The organism is Enterobacter cloacae complex sp. P17RS, assembly GCF_014895885.1.
Lineage (GTDB): Bacteria > Pseudomonadota > Gammaproteobacteria > Enterobacterales > Enterobacteriaceae > Enterobacter > Enterobacter bugandensis.
Genome location: NZ_JADBQK010000006.1, coordinates 54864 through 78753, shown reverse-complemented (window position 1 = coordinate 78753; position 23890 = coordinate 54864). Strand labels below are relative to the sequence as shown.

Sequence of the window (23890 nt, the reverse complement as noted above, 5' to 3'; positions counted from 1 at the left end):
GGCTTAACTCTCCTTCGGCGGCGCATTTTCGCTGATGTAATTAGCCAGCTTGCAGTACTGCTCTACGGAAATGTTTTCCGCACGCATTGCCGGGTCGATCCCCAGCTCTGCTAACACCTCAACGGTAAACGAATTGCTCAGACTGTTACGGATCGTTTTACGGCGCTGGTTAAAGGCTTCCGTGGTGATGCGGCTCAGTACACGCAGATCTTTAACCGGATACGGTTTCGTTTTGTGCGGCACAAGGCGTACAACCGCAGAATCTACTTTCGGTGGCGGCGTGAACGCTGATGGCGGTACTTCGAGTACCGGGATCACGTTGCAGTAATATTGTGCCATCACGCTTAAACGACCATACGCTTTACTGTTCGGCCCTGCAACCAGACGGTTAACAACCTCTTTTTGCAACATGAAGTGCATGTCGGCAATGGCATCAGTATAGCTAAAGAGGTGGAACATTAGCGGCGTGGAGATGTTATACGGCAGGTTGCCGAACACGCGCAGCGGCTGGCCCATTTTTTCCGACAGTTCGCCAAAGTTCATGGTCATGGCATCCTGCTGATAGATGGTCAGCTTTGGTCCGAGGAACGGGTGCGTTTGCAGGCGTGCGGCAAGGTCGCGGTCCAGTTCGATAACGGTCAGCTCGTCGAGGCGTTCGCCTACCGGTTCGGTCAGTGCGGCAAGGCCCGGGCCGATTTCGACCATAGCCTGACCCTTCTGCGGATTAATAGCAGAGACGATGCTGTCGATCACGAATTGATCGTTGAGAAAGTTTTGCCCGAAGCGTTTACGGGCTAAGTGGCCCTGATGGACTCGATTAGTCATTGAGTATTAACAATCATTTTGATGGCGAGATTAAGCGCCGTAATAAAACTGCCGACATCCGCTTTCCCCTGGCCTGCCAGATCCAGCGCAGTGCCGTGGTCAACGGACGTTCGAATAAAGGGTAAACCGAGGGTGATATTCACCCCGCGGCCAAAGCCCTGGTATTTTAGCACGGGCAGACCCTGATCGTGGTACATCGCGAGGACGGCGTCGGCATTATCCAGGTATTTTGGCTGGAAAAGGGTGTCCGCAGGCAGCGGCCCGCTGAGATTCATCCCTTTGGCGCGCATTTCTTCAAGCACCGGAATAATGGTGTCGATCTCTTCGGTGCCCATGTGACCCCCTTCACCCGCGTGCGGATTCAGGCCGCAGACCAGCACATGCGGCTGAGGGATCCCGAATTTTGTCTGCAGATCGTGATGCAGGATCCCGATGATCTCCCGCAGCAGTTCCGGGGTGATGGCATCAGGAATGGCCTTGATCGGTAGATGGGTGGTCACGAGAGCAACGCGCATCGCTTCCGTCGCCAGCATCATCACCACTTTCGGGCTGTGCGAGCGCTCTTCGAAGAACTCCGTATGCCCGGTAAAAGGGATGCCCGCTTCGTTGATGACGCCCTTATGCACGGGGCCGGTGATCAGAGCGGCAAATTCGCCCTTCAGGCAACCGTCGCAGGCGCGGGCAAGGGTTTCCACGACGTAGTGGCCATTTTCCGTGCTGAGCTTGCCTGGAACAACGGGTGTACGAAGGGGAACAGAAAGAAGAGTGAGCGTACCGGCCTGCTGTGGTGCGGGCTGTTGGCCTTCAACGTAAGGGATGAGCGTTAAGGGCAGACCGAGCAGATTCGCCCGGTCTTGTAACAGTGTTGCATCCGCGCAGACAACCAATTCTACTGGCCAGCTGCGCTGGGCGAGCTGGACAACGAGGTCAGGCCCAATCCCGGCAGGTTCGCCGGGAGTGATAACAACACGATGCTGTTTCATTAGTTGCTCAGGACTTTCACGTAAGCACTGGCGCGCTGTTCCTGCATCCAGGTTGCCGCTTCTTCGGAGAACTTACGGTTAAACAGCATACGGTAGGCTCTGTCTTTCTGCGCCGCATCCGTTTTGTCCACGTTGCGGGTGTCCATCAGCTCGATCAGATGCCAGCCAAATGAAGAGTGAACCGGGGCACTGATCTGGCCTTTATTCAGCTTCATCAGCGCATCGCGGAAGGCAGGATCGTAAATGTCCGCAGTCGCCCAGCCCAGATCGCCGCCCTGGTTCGCAGAGCCAGGATCCTGAGAGAACTCTTTCGCTGCATTGGCAAACGACGTTTTACCGCTCTTAATATCTGCGGCAATTTGCTCCAGCTTCGCACGCGCCTGATCGTCAGTCATGATCGGTGACGGCTTCAGCAGAATGTGGCGAGCGTGAACTTCAGTCACGGAGATATTCTGGCTCTGACCGCGCAGATCGTTCACTTTCAGAATGTGGAAGCCCACCCCTGAACGGATTGGACCGACGATATCGCCTTTCTTCGCCGTGCTCAGCGCCTGAGCAAAGATAGATGGCAGCTCCTGGATACGTCCCCAGCCCATCTGACCGCCTTTCAGGGCCTGTTGGTCAGCAGAGTAGGTGATAGCCAGCTTGCCAAAGTCGCCGCCGTTACGCGCCTGGTCGACAATTGAACGTGCCTGACTTTCTGCTTCAGCAGCTTGATCGGACGTTGGGTTCTCTGGCAGTGGGATCAGAATGTGGCTCAGGTTCAGCTCTGTGCTCGCATCGTTCTGGTTGCCCACCTGTTTTGCCAGCGCATCCACTTCCTGCGGCAGGATCGTGACGCGACGACGCACTTCATTGTTACGCACTTCTGAAATCAGCATCTCTTTACGGATCTGGTTACGGTAGGTAGCGTAGCTGATGCCGTCATAGGCCAGACGGCTGCGCATCTGGTCCGGCGACATGTTGTTCTGCTTTGCAATGTTAGCGATAGCCTGATCGAGCTGCTCGTCGGTCACCTTCACGCCCATTTTCTGACCCATCTGCAGGATAATCTGATCCATGATCAGACGCTCCAGGATCTGGTGGCGCAGCGTGGCGTCATCCGGAAGTTGCTGACCCGCTTCGCCCGAATTGAGCTTCACCGATTTCATCAGACCATCAACGTCACTTTCGAGCACGACGCCGTTGTTAACGACAGCGGCGACCTTATCAACAACCTGGGGGGCCGCGAAGCTGGTATTCGCAACCATAGCGACACCAAGCAGCAGCGTTTTCCAGTTCTTCATACTTTTTCCATTTCAATTAACCGCAAAGCGGATTACGTTGTAAATCAAGCACATTACAAAGAACTACTGTACGGCAGAATGTTCGAACGCAGCATCTGATGCGTGCCCAGGCCGTAGTTGGAGCTCAGGCCGCGCAGTTCGACATTAAAGCCAATCACGTTATCGTATTTGCTCTGATTGTTTACAGTATCCCAGCCGTTAAGCTTACGCTCGTAACCGACGCGCAGCGCGTAACAGCAGGAGTTATATTGCAGACCAACCATCTGGTCCGCTGGCTTATTCGCGTTGGTGTCAAAGTAGTAAGCGCCTACGATTGACCAGCGGTCGGCGATAGGCCAGCTTGCTGCACCACCAACCTGCGAGATGCCGTCTTTATACTGTTCTGCGCCTGCATAAGAAGGCAATGTTGCCTGAATATATTCCGGACTGGCATAACGATACGTCAACTGTACCATGCGGTCTTCATCGCGACGGTACTCAATAGCGGCACTGCTTGTGGCGATATTATCGAGGCGAGTGTCATATTGCACACCACCACGCAGGCCCCAACGGTCAGTCATGCGCCAGTACGTATCTCCCGCCCATACCAGCGATCCCGTTTTGTTGTCTTTCTCCCACTGAATGTTGTCATCACCGGTACGTGACTCGGTGAAATAGTAGATTTGACCAACAGAAACGTTAAAACGTTCAACGGCGGCATCATCATAAACGCGTGTTGTGACGCCGGTCGTTAACTGGTTAGCGGAGGCGATACGGTCCAGACCGCCGTAAGTACGATCGCGGAACAGGCCGCTGTAGTCAGACTGCAGTAAAGACGAGTCGTAGTTCTGAATCTTACTCTGATCGCGATATGGCACGTACAAATACTGCATACGCGGCTCAAGCGTCTGGGTATAACCATCCGCCAGCAGGCCCATATCACGCTCGAAGATCAGCTTCCCGTCCATTTTGAACTGCGGGAGCGTTCGGTTAACCGACTCTTCCAGATGCGCATTCTTCGTGGTGTTGTAATTATCAATATTTTTTTGCTGATAGTGCGTCGCCATCAGCTTGGCTTCGGTATTCAAGCTTGCCCAGTCGTTAGACCACGGCAGATTGATCGTCGGCTCCAGGTGAACACGCGTAGCTTCCGGCATGTCCGAATCCGTGTTCACGAAATGTACCGCCTGAGCGTAAACCCGGGTGTCGAATGGACCTACATTATTCTGATACCAGTTAACGTCCAGCTGCGGCTCTGCACCATAGGTAGGCGTGGACAGGTCAGAGAATACCTGGAACTGTTTGGTTGAGACGGTTGCATCAAAGTTCTGCACCGCATAGCCTACGCTGAACTTCTGCGTGGCATAGCCATCCGTGCTCGAACCGTATTTAGACGAGAAGTCGTTAAAATAAGATGAGTCGCTAACTTTGGTATAGTCAACGCTAAAGCGCCACACCTGATCCATCACTCCGGCATGCTGCCAGTAGAATAGCCAGCGGTGTTTATCGCCTTCTGTAGGGTGCTCATCCTGGAAGACCTTATCCGACGGCAGATAATCCAGCTCCATCAGGCCAGCACCGGCCTGAGTCAGATAGCGGAACTCGTTTTCCCACATGATGTTGCCGCGCTTGTGGATATAGTGCGGCGTGATCGTGGCGTCCATGTTGGGCGCGATGTTCCAGTAATACGGCAGGTAGAACTCAAAGTAGTTCGAGGTGCTGTATTTAGCATTCGGGATCAGGAAGCCCGAGCGACGCTTGTCACCCACGGGAAGCTGGAGATAAGGGCTGTAGAATACCGGCACCGGACCCAGCTTAAAGCGTGCGTTCCAGATCTCTGCGACCTGCTCTTCACGGTCATGGATAACTTCGCTCCCGACCACGCTCCAGGTATTTGAACCCGGCAGACATGATGTAAAGGAGCCATTCTCCAGAATCGTATAGCGGTTTTCACCGCGCTGTTTCATCAGGTCCGCTTTACCGCGTCCCTGGCGACCCACCATCTGGTAATCACCTTCCCAGACGTTAGTATCTTTGGTATTCAGGTTTGACCAGGCTTTCGGACCTTTCAGGATGACCTGATTGTCGTCATAGTGCACATTACCCAGCGCATCCACCGTTCGTACCGGCTCGACCGCGCCTTCCGGCTGCTTCTGGTGCAACTGCACTTCATCAGCCTGCAGGCGGCTATTGCCCTGGTTAATATCCACATTGCCCGTAAACGTGGCATTGTCAGGATAAGTACCTTTGGAGCTATCGGCAGTAATGGTTACCGGCAAGCTATTTGTATCGCCCTCCACCAGTGGGCGATTATAACTTGGGACGCCAAGCATACACTGCGAGGCGAGATCGGCCGCCAGCCCCTGTTGACTGTACAGGGCGGAGCCAATCATTGTGGCCAGGAGGGTGGGGATACGTTTTTTCATACGTTATATTTTATTGTTCCGTCATCAGTGGCTACGGCTTACAAACGCTCAGAGACTATCTTACTCATCAGCGCAGTACCAGCGTTAATCCTGCCCGTTTGCGCGCCAGAGTGTTAGGCTCGCTATCGAATGACGAGTATGATAAAGCAAATTATAGGCGATGTCCTTCAATTGACCGTGGCTTGAACACTGTGATGATGACGTTGCGTCGGCAGGGAATATGACTATCCGGGGAGTATATGCAGTATTGGGGTAAAATAATCGGCGTTGCGTTCGCCATCATCATGGGTGCCGGGTTCTGGGGAATTGTGCTTGGGCTTATCATTGGCCATATGTTTGATAAGGCACGCAGCCGTAAAATGGCCTGGTTTGCCAATCAGCGCGAGCGCCAGTCGCTCTTTTTCTCCACCACCTTTGAGGTCATGGGGCACTTAACCAAATCCAAAGGCCGCGTGACCGAAGCGGATATTCAGATTGCCAGCGTTTTTATGGATCGCATGAACCTGCATGGTGAGTCCCGCCTGGCGGCGCAGAATGCGTTTCGCATCGGTAAATCGGATAACTATCCGCTGCGTGAAAAGATGCGCCAGTTCCGCAGCATCTGCTTCGGACGTTTTGATTTAATTCGGATGTTTCTGGAAATCCAAATCCAGGCGGCGTTTGCCGACGGCTCGCTTCACCCCAATGAACGCGATGTCCTGTACGTTATTGCGGAAGAACTGGGTATCTCCCGTATGCAGTTTGACCAGTTCCTGCGCATGATGCAGGGCGGCGCCCAGTTTGGCGGGGGCTATCACCAGCAGTCTTCCGGCGGTGCATGGCAGCAGGCGCAGCGTGGCCCGACGCTGGAAGATGCCTGCAACGTGCTTGGCGTGAAGCCCACGGACGATCAAACCACGATTAAACGTGCCTACCGTAAGCTGATGAGCGAGCATCATCCTGACAAGCTGGTGGCGAAAGGTTTACCGCCGGAAATGATGGAGATGGCGAAGCAAAAAGCGCAGGAAATCCAGAAGGCGTACGAGCTCATTAAAGAGAAGAAAGGTTTCAAATAAGAAAAAGCCCGACAATGTCGGGCTTTTTTTTCAGAAGTCCACCGGGGCTTTAAACGTCATCGCGTTACCGAAAGTAGGGTGGGTGATGGTGAGCGTCTGCGCATGGAGCTGCAGGCGTTGCGCTAACGCCAGGGCCTCTGGCGGGGCGTAGAAGCGGTCACCCAGAATCGGGTGACCCAGCGCAAGCATATGCACGCGCAGCTGGTGTGAACGTCCGGTAATCGGCTTAAGCAGGACGCGCGCGGTGTTATCCGGCGCGTACTCCAGCACTTCATATTCGGTTTGCGCGGCCTTGCCGGTTTCATAACACACCTTCTGCTTTGGCCTGTTCGGCCAGTCGCAAATCAGCGGTAAATCCACCAGCCCTTCCGCCTGCGCCGGGTGGCCCCAGACGCGGGCAACATACTGCTTCTTCGGCTCGCGCTCGCGGAACTGACGCTTCAGCTCGCGCTCCGCCGCTTTATTCAGCGCCACCACAATCACGCCGCTGGTGGCCATGTCCAGGCGATGTACGGACTCGGCCTGCGGATAATCGCGCTGAATGCGCGTCATCACGCTGTCCTTGTGCTCATCCAGACGGCCCGGCACGGACAACAGGCCGCTCGGTTTGTTGACCACCATAATGTGTTCATCCTGATACAGAATGACCAGCCAGGGATCCTGCGGCGGATTATACGGCTCCATCACCATCTTGCGCTCCGTTTACTGATGCGTCACAACGATAAGACGCAGGGCGTCGAGACGCCAGCTTGCCTGATTCAGGCTTTCCAGCACCTGCTGACGGTTGCTTTCAATTGCCGCCAGTTCGTCGTCGCGGATGTTCGGGTTGACCGCTTTTAACGCTTCCAGACGGGACAGCTCGGCAGACAGTTTCTCGTCGGCTTCATTGCGCGCGGCGTCAATCAGGTCTCGGGCCGCTTTTTCGATCTGGATTTCGCCCTGCTGGAGAATGGCGTGCACGTCCTGCTGCACCGCGTTCACCAGCTTGCTGCCGGTATGGCGGTTCACCGCGCTCAGCTGGCGGTTGAAGCTTTCGAACTCCACCTGGCCGGCCAGGTTCGTACCGTTTTTATCCAGCAGCAAACGCACCGGCGTTGGCGGCAGGAAGCGGTTGAGCTGCAGCTGTTTCGGCGCCTGCGCTTCCACAACATAGATCAGCTCCAGTAGCAGCGTGCCTACGGGCAGCGCCTTGTTTTTCAACAGGGAGATGGTGCTGCTGCCGGTATCACCGGAGAGGATCAGATCCAGCCCGTTGCGGATCAGCGGGTGTTCCCAGGTGATGAACTGAGCATCTTCGCGGGACAGCGCCACGTCACGCTCGAAGGTGATGGTACAGCCATCTTCCGGCAGGCCCGGGAAATCGGGCACCAGCATGTGGTCTGACGGGGTTAACACGATCAGGTTCTCGCCACGATCGTCCTGGTTAATCCCGACAATGTCGAACAGGTTCATGGAGAAGCCGATCAGGCTGGTGTCGTCATCTTGTTCTTCAATGCTCTCGGCAAGCGCCTGCGCTTTTTCGCCACCGTTGGAGTGGATCTCCAGCAGGCGGTCGCGCCCCTGTTCAAGCTGCGCCTTCAGCGCTTCATGTTTCTCGCGGCAGGATTTAATCAGATCGTCAAAACCGTCGGTATTTTCCGGCGCGGCCAGGTAACCGATCAGATCGCCATGCACCTGGTCATAAATGGTGCGGCCCGTCGGGCAGGTATGCTCAAACGCATTCAGACCTTCGTGGAACCAGCGCACCAGCACGGACTGAGCGGTTTTTTCCAGGTACGGCACGTGGATCTGAATATCATGCGCCTGGCCGATACGATCCAGACGGCCGATACGCTGCTCCAGCAGATCCGGGTTGAACGGCAGATCGAACATCACCAGATTGCTGGCGAACTGGAAGTTACGCCCTTCAGAACCGATTTCGGAGCACAGCATCACCTGCGCGCCGCTGTCCTCTTCACTGAACCACGCCGCCGCGCGGTCGCGCTCGACGATGGACATGCCTTCGTGGAACACGGCGGCACGAATGCCTTCGCGCTCGCGCAGAACCTGTTCCAGCTGCAGCGCGGTGGCGGCTTTGGCGCAGATCACCAGCACTTTCTGGGAGCGGTGCGCGGTCAGGTAGCCCATCAGCCACTCCACGCGCGGGTCGAAGTTCCACCAGGTGCCGGTATCGCCTTCAAATTCCTGATAAATCTGTTCCGGGTAGAGCATGTCACGCGCGCGCTCTTCCTGAGTTTTGCGCGCGCCCATAATGCCGGAGACTTTAATCGCCGTCTGATACTGCGTCGGCAGCGGGAGCTTGATGGTGTGCAGTTCGCGTTTAGGGAACCCTTTCACGCCGTTACGGGTGTTGCGGAACAGCACGCGGCTGGTGCCGTGACGGTCCATCAGCATGTCGATCAGCTCTTTACGCGCGGATCCCGCATTCTCGCTGTCGCTGTTCGCAGCCTGCAGCAGCGGTTCGATATCCTGCTCGCCAATCAGATCGCTCAGGGTGTTGAGTTCATCGTTTGAGAGACGTTTACCCGCCAGCAGCAGCGCGACGGCATCCGCAACCGGACGGTAGTTGTTCTGCTCTTCCACGAACTGAGCGAAGTCGTGGAAACGGTTTGGATCAAGCAGGCGCAGACGGGCGAAGTGACTTTCCAGACCGAGCTGCTCCGGCGTTGCGGTCAGCAGCAGGACGCCGGGCACGCGCTCGGCAAGCTGTTCAATCGCCATATATTCGCGGCTTGGGGCATCTTCGCTCCACACCAGGTGGTGCGCTTCGTCGACGACCATCAGGTCCCATTCGGCATCGCACAGATGCTCAAGGCGCTGCTTGCTGCGGCGCACGAAATCCAGCGAGCAGATCACCAGCTGTTCGGTTTCAAACGGGTTGTCCGCGTCGTGCTGAGCTTCGGCATAGCGCTCGTCGTCGAACAGGGAGAAGCGCAGGTTAAAGCGGCGCAGCATCTCCACCAGCCACTGGTGCTGGAGGGTTTCAGGCACGACAATCAGCACGCGCTCGGCAGCGCCGGAGAGCAGCTGCTGATGCAGGATCATGCCCGCTTCGATGGTTTTACCCAGGCCCACTTCGTCGGCAAGCAGCACGCGGGGCGCATGACGACGGCCCACGTCATGGGCGATATTCAGCTGGTGGGGGATCAGGCTGGTGCGCTGGCCGCGCAGGCCACTCCACGGCATGCGGTACTGTTCGCTCTGGAACTTACGCGCGCGGTAGCGCAGGGAGAAGCGATCCATACGGTCGATTTGCCCGGCAAACAGGCGGTCCTGCGGCTTGCTGAACACCAGTTTGCTGTCGAGCAGTACTTCACGCAGGATGACGTTCGTCTCGTCGGTATCAAGACGCGTTCCGATGTAGGCGAGCAGTCCATTCTCTTCTTTTACGTCTTCAACCTTTAGCTGCCAGCCTTCGTGGCTGGTCACGGTGTCGCCCGGATTGAACATTACGCGGGTCACAGGGGAGTCATTGCGAGCGTACAGGCGGTTTTCACCGGTAGCAGGGAAGAGGAGGGTAACCATGCGCGCATCGACGGCAACGACGGTTCCTAATCCAAGTTCGCTTTCTGTATCGCTGATCCAGCGTTGACCAAGTGTAAAAGGCATAGTTGTTCGGCTCTAATCTTTAATTGCAGGCAATAGTTCGACCCCCGTCAAAAAAGACGGTCATCGAAAAATGGGTCCGGGAATGGAAAGGGCGCTATGGTACTGGATGGCAGCCATTTCGTCACGCGTCAAAATAGGCCAAGTTGCCCTGTTACAAGTGTAGCAAAATCGTCGTCGATGAACGGTAAAATTCCCTCCGCAACCGGCTGAAGCTGGCGGGTCAGGTAGTGATCGTAATCGAGAGGCGACTGCTGGTAATCAACGGGCTCCGGCCCGTTCGTTGTCCAGACGTATTTTATCGTCCCCCGGTTCTGATACTGCGGCGCGCGGCCCCGGCGTACATTCTCTTCGTCCGCCAGGCGCGCGGCGCGCACGTGGGGCGGGACGTTGCGCTGGTACTCCGCCAGCGGGCGGCGCAGGCGCTTGCGATACACCAGCTGGTCATCCAGCTCGCCGGCCATCAGGCTGGCGATGGTTTCGCGGATGTAGTCCTGATAGGGCTCGTTGCGGAAGATCCGCAGATAGAGCGTCTGCTGGAACTGCTGGGCCAGCGGCGTCCAGTCAGTGCGCACCGTCTCCAGGCCTTTAAAGACCATTCTCTGCTTTTCACCCTCCTGGATCAGCCCGGCGTAGCGCTTCTTGCTGCCCTGGTCAGTACCGCGGATGGTGGGCATTAAAAAGCGGGCAAAATGGGTTTCAAATTCCAGTTCTAATGCGCTGGTTAACCGCTCTTTTTGCAAATGCTCCTGCCACCAGTCGTTTACGAAGGCCACCAGTTCTTTGCCGATTCGTGAGGCGTCGTCTTCTGAATGTGCGCCCTTAAGCCACACAAAGGTTGAATCCGTGTCGCCGTAGATAACGTCATAGCCCCGGGATTCAATCAGCGCTTTGGTCTGACGCATGATGTCGTGTCCGCGCATGGTGATGGACGACGCCAGACGCGGATCGAAGAAGCGGCAGGCGCTGGTACCCAGCACGCCGTAGAAAGCGTTCATAATAATTTTCAGGGCCTGCGAGAGCGGCTTGTTGCCATGACGTTTCGCCTCGTCGCGGCCGTGCCAGATGTTTCCCACAATCTCCGGCAGACAGTGTTTTTCGCGCGAGAAGCGTGCTCCGAGAAAACCTTCGGTGCTGTGCGCGTCGTCTGGCTGCGCCATCCCCTCCACCAGCCCCACCGGGTCAATAAGGAAAGTGCGGATAATTGACGGGTAGAGGCTTTTGTAGTCCAGCACCAGAACCGAGTCATACAGTCCTGGGCGGGAGTCCATCACGTAGCCGCCGGGGCTGGCCTGCGGCGGTACGTCCCCGAGGTTGGGCGCAACATAGCCCGCACGGTGCATTCGTGGGAAATAGAGGTGGCTAAAGGCGGCTACCGAGCCGCCGTGCCTGTCAGCCGCGAGGCCATTTACCGTCGCGCGCTCCAGCAGGAACGGCATGATCTCGGTTTTGTGGAATATCTGCGTCACCAGCTCGCAGTCTTTCAGGTTATAGGTGGCGAGCGCCGGTTTGTCTTCGTTGAAGCGCCGGTCAATCTCGTCCATGCGGTCCCACGGATTGTCGATGGATTTGCCTTCACCGAGCAATTCCTGCGCTACCGCTTCCAGAGAGAAGGAGGAGAAATTCCAGAACGCGGATTTCAGCGCCTCGATGCCGTCGATAATCAGGCGGCCGTTGGCCTGCGCAAAGAACACGCCGTTCTTAAAGCCGTGCTCACGCCACTCCAGCTCCGTATTTCCGCGCCCGAGCATCAGTGGGATGCGATACCGCTCTGCGTGTTTTTGCAGCACGCGCAGGTCAAACTGCACCACGTTCCAGCCGATCAGCACGTCCGGGTCGTGCTCGGCAAACCACTGGTTAAGCTTCTCCAGCAGCTGCGGTCGGCTGTTGACGTACTCAAGCTGAAAATCGAGCGCGGACGCATCGCCGTTCGGCGGCCCGAGCATATAGACAACCCGCTGCCCGCAGCCTTCCAGGCCGATGCAGTACAGTTCGCCGTGGCGGGTGGTTTCGATATCCAGGGATACCCACTTTAGCGGGGGGCGATAATGCGGATTAGGCTTGAGGCGAGCGTTGATAAGGGTGCCGTTTTGCTCAGCGCCGTCAACCCAGACGGGGGCGGTAATAAACCGCTCCATCAGAAAGCGTTCCGGCGGACGAATGTCCGCTTCGTAGAGCGTCACGCCCGCTTCGCGCAGCAGTTTTTCGTAGCGCATCAGCTGGCGATGGGCGCGGCAGTAAAGGCCATACACCGGCTGACGATGGAAATCTTTTAGCTCAAGAGGCGTGAGGCGCCAGCCGTTCTCATCGCGCAGCAGTTGTTTTACCTTCTCGACGTAATGTTCAGGGATAAACGCCACGGATTCCTGAGGAGGAAGCGTAACGTGCAGCGGGCCGTTATCTGTCGCCAGCCAGAACGCAACCTCGGTGCCCTGAGGGGTATCCCGCCAGTGTCGGGTCAGTAAAAAGCCTTCTTGCGCCTGTGCCACGCCGCCATCCCATAAAACAAAACCAGGCCTGATTATAGCCTGGTTGAATGTTTTATGCTGGGGATATATACAGTTTATTGTCCGTAATAGGCCTTCGCGCCGTGCTTGCGCAGGTAGTGTTTATCCAGCAGGGTTTGCTGCATATCCGGCAACTGAGGTGCCAACTGGCGGCAGAAGATCCCCATGTAGGCGATTTCCTCCAGCACTATCGCGTTATGCACCGCGTCTTGCGCGTTTTTACCCCAGGCAAACGGGCCGTGGGAATGCACCAGTACGCCGGGCATTTGCGCCGCGTCGATACCCTGTTTTTCAAAGGTTTCGACGATCACGTTCCCGGTTTCCCATTCGTACTCACCGTTAATCTCCGCATCGGTCATCAGACGCGTGCAGGGAATGGTGCCGTAAAAGTAGTCCGCGTGGGTGGTGCCGGTGGCCGGAATAGACTGGCCCGCCTGCGCCCAGATGGTCGCGTGACGCGAATGGGTATGCACGATGCCGCCGATAGTCGGGAAGGACTGATACAGCAGACGGTGGGTGGGCGTATCGGACGACGGTTTTTTGTTACCTTCCACCACTTCACCCGTTTCGATGCTGACCACGACCATATCCTCTGCGGTCATCACCGTATAATCCACGCCCGAAGGCTTGATCACGAATACCCCTTTTTCCCGGTCAACGGCGCTGACGTTGCCCCAGGTCAGGGTCACCAGGTTATGTTTTGGCAGCGCCAGGTTAGCTTCAAGTACCTGACGTTTGAGATCTTCTAACATCGTTGTCTCCCTGCCCGGCGAGCGCAGCGCCACCGGGCATTACGTACTTAGCGTTTTGAACCGTAATAGACTTCGTTCCAGCGCAGCGCGTCTTTAAAGGCTGGCAGACGGGTGTCGTTATCAATCACGGTCAGCTCGATATCGTGCAGCTCGGCAAACTGGCGCATATCGTTCAGGTCCAGCGCGTGGCTGAAGACGGTGTGGTGCGCGCCACCCGCCAGGATCCACGCCTCTGACGCGGTTGGCAGGTCCGGCTGCGCTTTCCACAAGGCATTGGCGACCGGCAGCTTCGGCAGAGAGTGCGGGGTTTCAACCGCATCGACGCAGTTCACCAGCAGGCGGAAGCGGTCGCCGAGGTCGATCAGGCTGGCGTTGATGGCCGGACCGGTACGGGTGTTGAAGATCAGACGGGCCGGATCCGCTTTGCCGCCGATGCCGAGGTACTGCACGTCAAGGATCGGTTTCTCTTCAACCGCGATGGAGGGACACACTTCCAGCATGTGCGAACCGAGCACCAGATCGTTGCCGTTCTCGAAGTGGTAGGTGTAGTCCTCCATAAAGGAGGTGCCGCCCTGCAGACCGGTCGACATCACCTTCATGATGCGAAGCAGAGCGGCAGTTTTCCAGTCGCCTTCACCCGCAAAGCCGTAGCCCTGCTGCATCAGACGTTGTACGGCCAGACCCGGCAGCTGTTTCAGGCCGTGGAGGTCTTCGAAAGTGGTAGTAAAAGCATGGAAGCCGCCCTGTTCCAGAAAACGCTTCATGCCCAGCTCAATGCGCGCTGCATCCAGCACGTTCTGGCGCTTGTCGCCGTTAACTTGCGCCGCAGGCGTCAGGCGGTAGCTGCTTTCGTACTCGTCCACCAGCGCGCTCACGTCGCCGTCGCTGATGTCATTCACCACCTGCACCAGGTCGCCCACCGCCCAGGTATTCACGGAAAAGCCGAACTTGATCTGCGCCGCGACTTTATCGCCGTCGGTCACCGCCACTTCACGCATGTTGTCGCCGAAACGCACCACTTTCAGGTGGCGGGTATCCTGCTTAGAGACCGCCTGACGCATCCAGGAGCCGATACGCTGTTGCGCCTTGCCGTCCTGCCAGTGGCCGGTGACCACAGCGTGCTGCTGGCGCATGCGCGCGCCGATGAAGCCGAACTCGCGGCCGCCGTGCGCGGTCTGGTTCAGGTTCATGAAGTCCATGTCGATGCTGTCCCACGGCAGGGAGGCATTGAACTGAGTGTGGAACTGCAGCAGCGGTTTGTTGAGGATTGCCAGGCCGTTGATCCACATTTTGGCCGGTGAGAAGGTGTGCAGCCACACGACCAGACCGGCGCATTTATCGTCGTAGTTGGCGTCACGGCAGATGTTGGTGATTTCGTCCGGCGTCGTACCCAGCGGCTTCAGCACCAGTTTGCACGGCAGTTTGGCTTCCGCGTTCAGCGCGTTAACCACGTGCTCCGCGTGTTTCGTTACCTGCTGCAGCGCTTCCGGTCCGTACAGATGCTGGCTGCCAATCACAAACCACACTTCATAATTATTAAAAATGGTCATCATCGTGTCCTTAATGGGTCAGGGTTGCCGTAGTGTCCGCGGTGCTTTTGGCCGGGGCGGCGACAGGGAGATAGTGAAGCTCGGCGCTTTTTGCCCATTGCTGGTAGCGCTGATAAAGCTGTTCAAAGCGTTGTGCCTGCTGGACACGCGGCTGGAGCGTGTTTTCGACGGCGCTTGCCATGTGCTGCTGCGCGGTCGGGATATCCGCATGAACGCCTGCGGCCACGGCAGCGAAAATCGCGGCGCCCAGCGCGCAGCACTGATCGGAGGCCACAATCTGCAGCGGACGGTTCAGCACGTCGCAGCAGGCCTGCATAATCACCGGGTTTTTACGGGCGATACCGCCCAGCGCCATCACGTTGTTCACGTCGATGCCCTGTTCGGTGAAGCACTCCATAATGGCGCGCGCGCCGAACGCGGTGGCGGCAATCAGACCGCCGAACAGCGCCGGGGCATCGGTCGCCAGGTTGAGATCGGTAATCACCCCCTTCAGGCGCTGGTTGGCAAACGGCGTGCGGCGACCGTTAAACCAGTCCAGCACCACCGGCAGGTGGTCGAGGGACGGATTTTTTGCCCAGGCTTCGGTGAGCTGCGGCAGGAGCTGTTTTTTGCTCGCGGTAATCTGGGTTTTCAGTTCAGGGTGCGTTTCCGCCAGCCGATCCAGCGGCCAGCCCAGCACCCGGCCAAACCAGGCGTAGATATCGCCAAACGCGGACTGACCGGCTTCGAGGCCGATAAAATCTGGCACCACGCTGCCGTCAACCTGGCCGCAGATCCCTTTCACCGCGCGGTCGCCGACGCTGGCTTTATCTGCCGTCAGGATGTCGCAGGTAGAGGTGCCGATCACTTTCACCAGCGTGTTAGGCTGCGCACCCGCACCCACGGCACCCATGTGGCAATCGAACGCGCCGCCGGAAATGGCCACGTTTTGCGGCAGGCCGAGACGCGTCGCCCACTCTTCGCAGAGCGTGCCGACCGGAATATCGGCGGTGAAGGTGTCGGTAAAAAGCGGGTATTTCAGATTTTTGTTGATGATCGGGTCAAGCTCATCGAAGAACGCTGCCGGAGGAAGACCGCCCCAGCCTTCATGCCACAGGGATTTATGCCCGGCGCTGCAGCGGCCGCGGCGGATATCCTGCGGGCGAGTGGTGCCGGAGAGCAGGGCGGGCACCCAGTCGCACAGCTCAATCCAGGATGCCGCGGCCTGGGCGACCGAAGCGTCCGCGCGGGTAACGTGCAGGATTTTGGCCCAGAACCATTCGCTGGAGTAGATGCCGCCGATGTAGCGCGAGTAGTCGGTTTTGCCCGGCTGATGGCATAAGCGGGTGATGGCTTCCGCCTCTTCCACGGCAGTATGGTCTTTCCAAAGCACGAACATGGCGTTCGGGTTGTCGGCAAACTCCGGGCGCAGCGCCAGCACGCGGCCTTCAGCGTCCACCGGAGCTGGCGTTGAACCGGTGCTGTCGACGCCAATCCCCACGACGTCGGCCCGCTGGGCGTCAGTCAGTTCAGCCAGCACGGTTTTGATCGCCGCTTCCATCGATTCAATGTAATCGCGCGGGTGGTGACGGAACTGGTTGTTTGGCGCATCGCAGTAGCGCCCCTCTTGCCAGCGCGGATACCACTCAACGCTGGTTGCTATCTCCTGGCCAGTCGTACAGTCCACTGCCAGCGCGCGAACCGAGTCGCTGCCAAAATCGAGGCCAATTGCAATTGCCATGGTGTTGCTCCATCCGAAACAGGTATGGAAGAACATTAGAGACTGGGGATAAAAATCGTCAGGCAGGATCCGCTAATCTTATGGACTAAATTGCTGTTACGACGGAAAGTGTGACGCCGTGCAAATATTCAATGTGGACATTTCTGCCGCACTTATAGACACTTTTGTTACTGCTTCTCTGCCCGTGTCGGCAGAAAAATCAGGGGAAAAGGCTGAAACATGGCGGACGTAAAAGAGGCGTGATGCTTTTTGGATCTTTTCGCAGGCCATTTTTATACTGCTTTTAACGATATGGACAAATGGTTTCCTTCAGGACCCTTGGGAGAACTGAATCTATGGCCGAACCGCAAAACGATCCCCTGCTGCCGGGATACTCATTTAACGCCCATCTGGTGGCGGGGCTGACGCCAATTGAGGCCGAGGGGTATCTCGATTTTTACGTCGACCGACCGCTCGGTATGAAAGGGTATATTCTGAACCTGACCGTACGCGGGGAAGGGGTGATCAAAAACGGCGATCGGCAGTTTGTTTGCCGCCCGGGCGATATGCTGCTGTTCCCGCCGGGGGAGATCCACCACTACGGGCGTCACCCGGATGCCAAAGAGTGGTATCACCAGTGGGTCTATTTCCGTCCGCGCGCCTACTGGCAGGAGTGGCTCTCATGGCCGGCTATTTTCGCGCAAACCGGTTTTTATCGTCCGGATGAGGCGCATCTGGCGCAGTTTCGTGAACTGTTCGCACAAATTATTGAGGCGGGGCAGGCGGGCGGGCGCTATGCCGAACTGCTGGCGATCAACCTGCTTGAGCAGGTGCTGCTGCGCCGCATGGAGGCGATCAACGAGTCGCTTAACCCGCCGCTGGATAACCGCGTCCGCGACGCCTGCCAGTACATCAGCGACCATCTGGCCGACAGCCAGTTTGATATCGCCAGCGTTGCCCAGCACGTCTGTCTTTCGCCGTCCCGCCTGTCACACTTGTTCCGCCAGCAGCTTGGCGTGAGCGTGCTGAGCTGGCGTGAGGATCAGCGCATCAGCCAGGCAAAGCTGTTACTCAGCACCACCCGGATGCCTATCGCGACCGTCGGACGCAACGTGGGCTTTGAAGATCAGCTCTATTTCTCTCGCGTGTTTAAGAAGTGCACTGGCGCAAGTCCCAGTGAATTCCGCGCGGGATGTGAATAAACGGTAAACATTCAGGTGAACTTCAGGAGCATCCTGTAAACTATTCAGACAATTGATGCCTTGACGCGGTGCGGGGCGCTAAGCAGAATCGCTGATTCGTTTTCTGACCGGAATAGTTATGCAGGCATTGCTGGAACACTTTATTACCCAGTCCGTTATGTACTCGCTCATCGCCGTGGCGCTGGTGGCGTTTCTGGAATCGCTGGCGCTGGTCGGGCTGATCCTGCCCGGCACCGTGATGATGGCGGGGCTTGGGGCGCTTATCGGCAGCGGTGAGGTCAATTTCTGGCAGGCGTGGCTGGCCGGGATTATCGGCTGCCTGCTGGGGGACTGGATCTCCTTCTGGCTGGGCTGGCGCTTTAAGAAGCCGCTGCACCGCTGGTCGTTCATGAAAAAGAACAAAGCGCTGCTGGATAAAACCGAACATGCGCTGCACCAGCACAGCATGTTCACCATTCTGGTAGGCCGCTTTGTCGGGCCAACGCGTCCGCTGGTGCCGATGGTGGCGGGGATGCTGGATCTGCCCGTCGCAAAATTCGTGGTGCCGAACATTATCGGCTGCGTATTCTGGCCGCCGTTTTACTTCCTGCCGGGGATCCTCGCGGGTGCGGCCATTGATATCCCTGACGATATGCAAAGCGGTGAGTTCAAGTGGCTGCTGCTGGGAACGGCGGTGCTGCTGTGGCTGGCGGTCTGGCTCTGCTGGCGGCTATGGCGCAGCGCGAAAGCCAGCGTCGATCGCCTGACGCGCTATCTCCCGCGCGCGCGCCTGCTCTGGCTGGCCCCGCTGACGCTGGGCGTGGCGGTGGTAGCGCTGGTCGCGCTGATTCGTCATCCGCTGATGCCGGTGTACGGCGAGATCCTGTTGAAGGTAGTGAGCCGTTAAGGTGTTTTCCCTCTCCCCGTGGGAGAGGGCCAGGGTGAGGGCGTCAGACCGCACGAATGCCCAACAATGAAGACGCCCCCGCGTTACCACTCAGAAGTTCTTCTGTTTCTCCATCCCACAAAATCCGTCCCTCCGCGATCACTACCGATCGCGGCGCAATGCGTGCGGCATCTTCAATGCTGTGCGAAACCATCAGCATCGTGATCTGCTGGCGCTGGCAAACCTCTTCCACCAGCGAGAGCATCTCCTGGCGCAGGGCCGGGTCGAGTGCCGAGAAGGGTTCGTCGAGCAGCAGCAGCGGTTGCTCGCGCACCAGACAACGTGCCAGCGCCACGCGCTGACGCTGGCCGCCGGAAAGCTCACCGGGCAGTCTGGAAATCAACGCGGACAGGCCCATTTGTTCGGCAATCGCCTCCAGCTTCTGACGCTGCGCAGCATTGAGTTTTAACCCCGGATCGATTCCCAGCGCGATGTTCTGCCAAACCGTAAGGTGATTAAATAGATTGTTTTCCTGAAACAGCATCGACACCGGGCGCTTAGCCGGCGGAGCGTAGGTATACTCGCCATTATCAATGACTATCGACCCGCTGACAGGCTGCAAAAAACCGGCAATCAAATTGAGCAGGGTACTTTTACCGGCCCCGCTTGGGCCAAGCACCGCAATTCGCTCTCCCTGACGAACGGAGAGGGTAAAACGCATCGGCAGATGCTGGTAAAGCCAGGTTACATCAGTCAGTTTTAACATCACGCCCCGGGAGTTTTTCGATAACGGTAAATAACGCAAAGCACAGCACCAGCAGTAAAAGTGCCGTGACCGCGCCGTCCTGGCTGCGATAGGAGCCAATTTGCTGATAAAGCCAGAAAGGCAGCGTGCGGAAATCCTCGTTGCCAAAGAGGGCCACCACGCCAAAATCCCCAATCGACAGCACGCAGGCGAAGGCCATCGCCTGGGCGAGCGGCCGCTTCAGGGCGCGTAGTTCGACCACTTTCAGCCGCCGCCAGCCCATAATGCCAAGGGACTGGCACAGGGCGCTGTACCGGCTGTTAACATCCCGCATCGGGTTTTCCAGCACCTTCACCGCGTACGGTACGGCCATTAAGGCGTTGGTAAAAATGACGATGCCGTCGGCGCTTTCCGGCAGGCCGATGGTGCTGTTAAACAGTAAAAAGAAGCCGGTCGCCAGCACAATGCCCGGCATCGCCAGGATCAGCATGCCCGTCAGTTCCAGCGCGTGTCCGGCTTTACGGGCATGTCGCGCGTACAGCTCGCGGCTGCTCCAGAGCAGCATCATGGTCAGCGTCACGCAGATTAGCCCGGCTGCCAGCGCGATACGCAATGAGGTCCATGTGGCTTGCCACAGGACCGGCTGTTGAAGTACCGATACCACATTCCTGTTGAGGCCATCGGCGATCACGGCCAGCAGCGGCGGCAGCAGAAGCAGGAGCGCCAGCGCGATCAGCATCACGTCCGAGATGCGGCTGTGCAGGCTGTCCTGCGGATCGCGCCAGCCAGAAAGATTATTGCTTCCTGCGGGGATCGCTTTGCTCAGCCGCTGGCTGAGTAACACCAGCGCCAGGCAGCACACCATCTGTACGATCGCCAGCAACGCGGCGCGGCTCGGATCGTAGTCGTAACTTAATGCCTGATAGATCGCCAGCTCAATGGTGGTGGCCTGCGGGCCGCCGCCGAGAGAAAGCACGGTCGCAAAGCTGGCGAAACAGAGCATAAAGATCAGTGCGGCCACCGGGGCAATCTGGCGTCGCAGCCACGGCCATTCGACAAAGCGGAAGAATGACCATCCGCGCATGCCGAGCTGGGCCGCAATCTGGCGCTGCTCGCCGGGTATGTTCTCCAGCGCCTGCAAAAAGAGGCGCGTCGCCATCGGCATATTGAAGAAAATGTGTGCCAGCAGGATGCCCTTCAGCCCGTAGGGAGAGAAGGTCCATTCCAGACCAAGCAGGTTGAAGAGGGAGGCCAGCCAGCCCTGGCGACCGTATACGCTCAGGATGCCAAAGACGGCCACCAGTACGGGCAGGATCAGCGTCATGGCGCACAGGCGCAGCAGGGCCAGCCTGCCGGGGAAACGTCTGCGATAGAGGGCGCGCGCAAGGAAAATGGCCGGGATGACTGACAGCAGCGCGGAAAGAAACGCCTGCCAGAAGGAGAAACGGATAACGTGCCAGAGATAGCTATCGTGCCAGAGCGCGAGCAGATCGCTCTCTGGCGCGTTAAACCACAGCGCCAGAAACGCTCCCAGACTGACGACCACCATCAGTATGGCGGCAATCAGTCCGGGAACTAACCAGCCGGGGATCAGCGGCTGACGGCGCGTTGCCATTCGCTTATCCATGCGGCGCGCTGCGCGGCAACCTGCTGCGGCGTAAATTCCAGCGCGGTCTGCGGTTTGTTCAGCTGCTCAAAGCCTGCCGGCAGCGCCGCGTCGGTAACCGGGTACATCCAGTTGCCCGTCGGAATGGCGTTCTGGAATGCCGGGGAGACCATAAATTTCAGGAATTTTTCGGCCAGTTCCGGCTGTTTGCTGGCGGCGGTGCGGGCAGCCACTTCAACCTGCAGGTAGTGACCTTCAGCGAAATTCGCAGCCGCGTAGTTGTCTTTCTTCTCGGCAATAATATGATAGGCCGGAGAGGTGGTGTAGCTCAGCACCAGATCGCTTTCGCCTTTCAGGAACAGGCCGTAGGCTTCGCTCCAGCCTTTAGTGACCGTAACGGTTTTCGCAGCCAGCTTCTGCCACGCCTCCGGCGTTTTGTCGCCGTAGACTTTCTGCATCCACAGCAGCAGCCCCAGGCCCGGCGTGCTGGTGCGCGGATCTTCATAAATCACGCGCCATTTCTCGTCGCTTTCGACCAGCTCTTTCAGGCTCTTCGGCGGGTTCTTCAGCTTGTTTTTATCGTAGACGAACGCAAAGTAGCCGTAATCGAAGGGAACGAAGGTGTCGTTTTTCCAGCCGCCCGGCACGTTGACGGTATCTGCCGCTACGCCGCTTTTGGCAAACAGTCTGGTTTGCGTGGCGGCTTCCAGCAGGTTGTTATCCAGCCCGAGCACCACGTCGGCCTTGCTGTTTTTCCCTTCCATGCGCAGGCGGTTAAGCAGCGACACGCCATCTTCCAGCGCCACGAACTTCAGCTCGCAGTTGCAGTCGGCTTCAAAGGCTTTTTTAACCACCGGGCCGGGGCCCCAGTCGGCGGAGAAGGAGTCGTAGGTATAGACCGTCAGAACAGGCTTAGCAAAAACAGGCAGCGCAACCAGCGCCAGCAGAGGAAGAACGTTTTTTAACACTTTGCACCTCAGGGTTGAGTGGCAAAGGATTTTGAGAAACAGCCTCAAATCCCTTCGCCGGCGTTATCCGGATCAGGTTCGACGGGTATTATCTCAGCGCACATCTGTGATGCAGCACCCCGTTGAGAACGGCGCTATTGTAATGATTTGGTGAATATTACGAAAGCGTTATGGCTCCGGCGGCGCAAACCAGGCGGATTTAAAATCAAACCAGCCCAGGGTGTTCATCCGCAGGCCGCGCATGCTGCGCTGCCCCTGGATCAGCAGCCAGTGGTGGATCAACGGTACGATCGTCTGCCCGGTCAGGAGTTCCTGGCACCACGCGGCCAGATCCATCTCTCCTGCCCGCCACTTCGCGGCGTCCTGCTGCCAGTCCCGGCTGATGCAGTGCTGAATAAGAGGCACTTCATACAGGTGTGAAAAGAGCGAGAAATCAAGCGGCAGCGTAAAGTTCGCGCTGTTGAGCCAGATATCGCTGACGACATCCCCGCGGTGCCATTCATCATAATCGACTTCCTGTATCGCCAGCGTCACGCCTTCGGCCGCCAGCAGCTTGCTCATGATCCTCGCGATAAACCGGTGCTCAATGTGATCGCGATAGTAGCTGAGGGTGATGGTCTCCAGCCCGGCGGGTTTTTCACTGCGTACCGGCTGAGCATGGTGCCAGCGCGGAAGCAGGCCATAGGCCGGAAACCACCAGGTCTGGTATTGCTCTTCAGCGTGATAAATCAGGTTCGCCGGGGCCAGAATATGGCTGATCCACTTGCGGACGTCGTGATTCGCCCCGCGATGGCTGCGGCTGTCAAAAAGAAGATAGTAGCAGCCCTCCTCCAGGCGACTCTCGAACGCCTTTTCGCTGGTTGTGGGCCCCTCCAGGGTGAGGCCTGCACTCAGCTCTTCGTTGAGGTCCGGTAACACCCAGACGTTCACTTCGTCGATCAGCGCCCGATAGCCAAAATAGTCATCAAAGGCGCGGATCTTCAACTGATTGCTGTTATTGCGCGTAACGGCGTAGGGGCCTGTACCGATCGGCTGGCTGGAAAAATGGTTCAGGGATCGCCACTCGGCAGGCAGGATCATCGAGGGCACGTAGCCCAGCAGCCACGGAAGCCATCTGTCCGGCTGGGACAGCTCAATGTCCAGCGTCCAGGCCGTTGGGGAGTGGATCCGCGTGATATGCGAATAGAGCGGCAGCGTGCGGGCACGCTCTAAAGAGGCGATAACGTCGCGCATTTCCAGCTCGCGTCCATGGTGGAAGTGAATGCCCGGGCGTAAAAAGAAACGCCAGTGCAGGGGGGAAAGCTGCTGCCAGTGGTGGGCGATATCCGCTTCCAGTTCCCCGTTTTCCTCATTTATTTTCGTCAGACCGCTGAATATCTGCCGGGCCATGTGGGTTTCAGAACGTCGCAATGCCGTGCCGGGCAACAGGTTTTTCATCGGACGATAGTAGAGCACCCGCAGAATGTGGCGTCCCTGGCGAAAGCTGCGTCCCAGGTGTGAGACCAGCATCTGGCGCACGGCGGCTTTGTCGCCCACCAGCTGGACCAGCTGATCGATACGGTCCTGCTCCAGCAAGTCCTCCGCCCGCTGCTGCTGCAGCGCCAGGCCGGTATACAGGAAGGTCAAGCGTGAGCGCTTGCCGCGTCCCGCCTCGGCCTCCCAGCTTAGCCAGCCCTGCTGCTGCATAGTGTTGAGTAACGTGCGCATATGGCGGCGTGAGCAGTTGAGGAGTTCTGCCAGCTCGTTAAGCGTGGTCTCCTGCGATTGACCCTCGCAGCACTGCCACAGGCGAATGAATTGTTGTTGCAGTCGACCGGATGGCATAAAAGAGGAACT

Annotated in this window: 17 protein-coding genes and 1 riboswitch; of the genes, 3 read left to right on the top strand and 14 right to left on the bottom strand. The window is 57.7% G+C overall.

The genetic code is table 11. The features are described from left to right. Positions 1-3 precede the first annotated feature (3 nt). From rsmA to lptD, 4 genes are read right to left on the bottom strand one after another with little or no spacing between them, the layout of a single operon-like run. Positions 4-825: a 16S rRNA (adenine(1518)-N(6)/adenine(1519)-N(6))-dimethyltransferase RsmA gene (gene rsmA / locus IM265_RS05925; RefSeq protein WP_028015479.1), complete on the bottom strand. Its 822-nt coding sequence runs from the start codon at positions 823-825 to the stop codon at positions 4-6. Continuing rightward, positions 822-1808, bottom strand: coding sequence for a 4-hydroxythreonine-4-phosphate dehydrogenase PdxA (gene pdxA / locus IM265_RS05920; protein ID WP_136486652.1), 987 nt, complete (start codon positions 1806-1808; stop codon positions 822-824). Before pdxA ends, rsmA begins: the two co-directional genes overlap by 4 nt. After that, positions 1808-3094, bottom strand: coding sequence for a peptidylprolyl isomerase SurA (gene surA, locus IM265_RS05915; protein WP_049137722.1), 1287 nt, complete (start codon positions 3092-3094; stop codon positions 1808-1810). Before surA ends, pdxA begins: the two co-directional genes overlap by 1 nt. Positions 3095-3147: 53 nt before the next feature. Then, entirely contained in the window at positions 3148-5499 is a 2352-nt protein-coding gene (gene lptD / locus IM265_RS05910; protein WP_193030222.1) for an LPS assembly protein LptD, read from the bottom strand. A 239-nt stretch (positions 5500-5738) separates the two neighbouring features. Between lptD and djlA the strand changes: the two genes are divergently transcribed. Then, the gene (gene djlA, locus IM265_RS05905) at positions 5739-6554 is read left to right on the top strand and encodes a co-chaperone DjlA (RefSeq protein ID WP_028015483.1); all 816 of its coding nucleotides are present in this window, start codon (positions 5739-5741) and stop codon (positions 6552-6554) included. Between the two features lie 30 nt (positions 6555-6584). Here djlA and rluA read toward each other — a convergent pair whose 3' ends face one another. The 6 genes from rluA to araB form a co-directional block, all read right to left on the bottom strand. After that, positions 6585-7244, bottom strand: a complete 660-nt coding sequence (gene rluA / locus IM265_RS05900; RefSeq protein ID WP_193030224.1) for a bifunctional tRNA pseudouridine(32) synthase/23S rRNA pseudouridine(746) synthase RluA — start codon at positions 7242-7244, stop codon at positions 6585-6587. A gap of 12 nt (positions 7245-7256) precedes the next feature. Further along, positions 7257-10163, bottom strand: coding sequence for an RNA polymerase-associated protein RapA (rapA, locus tag IM265_RS05895; protein WP_193030226.1), 2907 nt, complete (start codon positions 10161-10163; stop codon positions 7257-7259). Between the two features lie 128 nt (positions 10164-10291). Further along, a complete protein-coding gene (polB, locus tag IM265_RS05890) occupies positions 10292-12649 on the bottom strand; it encodes a DNA polymerase II (RefSeq protein ID WP_069733559.1) in 2358 nt (785 codons plus the stop codon). A 74-nt stretch (positions 12650-12723) separates the two neighbouring features. Then, entirely contained in the window at positions 12724-13419 is a 696-nt protein-coding gene (araD, locus tag IM265_RS05885; protein WP_028015487.1) for an L-ribulose-5-phosphate 4-epimerase, read from the bottom strand. Between the two features lie 47 nt (positions 13420-13466). Further along, positions 13467-14969 carry an L-arabinose isomerase gene (gene araA / locus IM265_RS05880; protein ID WP_028015488.1) on the bottom strand — a complete coding sequence of 501 codons (1503 nt, stop codon included), beginning with the start codon at positions 14967-14969 and terminating at the stop codon, positions 13467-13469. 10 nt (positions 14970-14979) lie between these two features. Further along, complete coding sequence (gene araB, locus IM265_RS05875; RefSeq protein ID WP_193030228.1) at positions 14980-16689, bottom strand: ribulokinase; 1710 nt, start codon at positions 16687-16689, stop codon at positions 14980-14982. Positions 16690-17024: 335 nt separating this feature from the next. On the opposite strand from araB, the gene araC reads away from it, so the two are divergent. Both araC and IM265_RS05865 read left to right on the top strand, forming a co-directional pair. Continuing rightward, positions 17025-17870 (top strand): arabinose operon transcriptional regulator AraC, encoded by an 846-nt coding sequence (gene araC / locus IM265_RS05870; RefSeq protein ID WP_028015490.1) that lies wholly within the window; start codon positions 17025-17027, stop codon positions 17868-17870. A gap of 118 nt (positions 17871-17988) precedes the next feature. Further along, positions 17989-18756: a DedA family protein gene (locus IM265_RS05865; protein WP_193030230.1), complete on the top strand. Its 768-nt coding sequence runs from the start codon at positions 17989-17991 to the stop codon at positions 18754-18756. A gap of 43 nt (positions 18757-18799) precedes the next feature. On the opposite strand, the gene thiQ is transcribed toward IM265_RS05865, so the two are convergent. The 4 genes from thiQ to sgrR all read right to left on the bottom strand — a co-directional run bounded on the left by thiQ (position 18800) and on the right by sgrR (position 23878). After that, complete coding sequence (gene thiQ, locus IM265_RS05860) at positions 18800-19501, bottom strand: thiamine ABC transporter ATP-binding protein ThiQ (RefSeq protein WP_048957872.1); 702 nt, start codon at positions 19499-19501, stop codon at positions 18800-18802. Next, positions 19485-21095, bottom strand: coding sequence for a thiamine/thiamine pyrophosphate ABC transporter permease ThiP (thiP, locus tag IM265_RS05855; RefSeq protein WP_193030232.1), 1611 nt, complete (start codon positions 21093-21095; stop codon positions 19485-19487). Before thiP ends, thiQ begins: the two co-directional genes overlap by 17 nt. Beyond that, on the bottom strand, positions 21071-22054 hold the full coding sequence (gene thiB / locus IM265_RS05850; protein ID WP_193030234.1) for a thiamine ABC transporter substrate binding subunit: 984 nt from the start codon (positions 22052-22054) through the stop codon (positions 21071-21073). The genes thiP and thiB overlap by 25 nt, the downstream gene beginning before the upstream one ends. A 31-nt stretch (positions 22055-22085) precedes the next feature. Beyond that, a riboswitch (TPP riboswitch) is annotated at positions 22086-22186 on the bottom strand. Between the two features lie 36 nt (positions 22187-22222). Continuing rightward, positions 22223-23878, bottom strand: a complete 1656-nt coding sequence (gene sgrR / locus IM265_RS05845) for an HTH-type transcriptional regulator SgrR (RefSeq protein ID WP_193030236.1) — start codon at positions 23876-23878, stop codon at positions 22223-22225. Between the last annotated feature and the right edge of the window lie 12 nt (positions 23879-23890).

Excerpts from the sequence above, each read along its gene's own strand:
- surA (WP_049137722.1), bottom strand. The coding sequence starts at position 3,094 with ATGAAGAACTGGAAAACGCTGCTGCTTGGTGTCGCTATGGTTGCGAAT.
- araA (WP_028015488.1), bottom strand. The coding sequence starts at position 14,969 with ATGACCATTTTTAATAATTATGAAGTGTGGTTTGTGATTGGCAGCCAG.
- araD (WP_028015487.1), bottom strand. The coding sequence starts at position 13,419 with ATGTTAGAAGATCTCAAACGTCAGGTACTTGAAGCTAACCTGGCGCTG.
- sgrR (WP_193030236.1), bottom strand. The coding sequence starts at position 23,878 with ATGCCATCCGGTCGACTGCAACAACAATTCATTCGCCTGTGGCAGTGC.
- rluA (WP_193030224.1), bottom strand. The coding sequence starts at position 7,244 with ATGGTGATGGAGCCGTATAATCCGCCGCAGGATCCCTGGCTGGTCATT.
- pdxA (WP_136486652.1), bottom strand. The coding sequence starts at position 1,808 with ATGAAACAGCATCGTGTTGTTATCACTCCCGGCGAACCTGCCGGGATT.
- thiQ (WP_048957872.1), bottom strand. The coding sequence starts at position 19,501 with ATGTTAAAACTGACTGATGTAACCTGGCTTTACCAGCATCTGCCGATG.
- djlA (WP_028015483.1), top strand. The coding sequence starts at position 5,739 with ATGCAGTATTGGGGTAAAATAATCGGCGTTGCGTTCGCCATCATCATG.
- araB (WP_193030228.1), bottom strand. The coding sequence starts at position 16,689 with ATGGCAATTGCAATTGGCCTCGATTTTGGCAGCGACTCGGTTCGCGCG.
- thiP (WP_193030232.1), bottom strand. The coding sequence starts at position 21,095 with ATGGCAACGCGCCGTCAGCCGCTGATCCCCGGCTGGTTAGTTCCCGGA.
- rapA (WP_193030226.1), bottom strand. The coding sequence starts at position 10,163 with ATGCCTTTTACACTTGGTCAACGCTGGATCAGCGATACAGAAAGCGAA.
- lptD (WP_193030222.1), bottom strand. The coding sequence starts at position 5,499 with ATGAAAAAACGTATCCCCACCCTCCTGGCCACAATGATTGGCTCCGCC.
- rsmA (WP_028015479.1), bottom strand. The coding sequence starts at position 825 with ATGACTAATCGAGTCCATCAGGGCCACTTAGCCCGTAAACGCTTCGGG.
- araC (WP_028015490.1), top strand. The coding sequence starts at position 17,025 with ATGGCCGAACCGCAAAACGATCCCCTGCTGCCGGGATACTCATTTAAC.
- IM265_RS05865 (WP_193030230.1), top strand. The coding sequence starts at position 17,989 with ATGCAGGCATTGCTGGAACACTTTATTACCCAGTCCGTTATGTACTCG.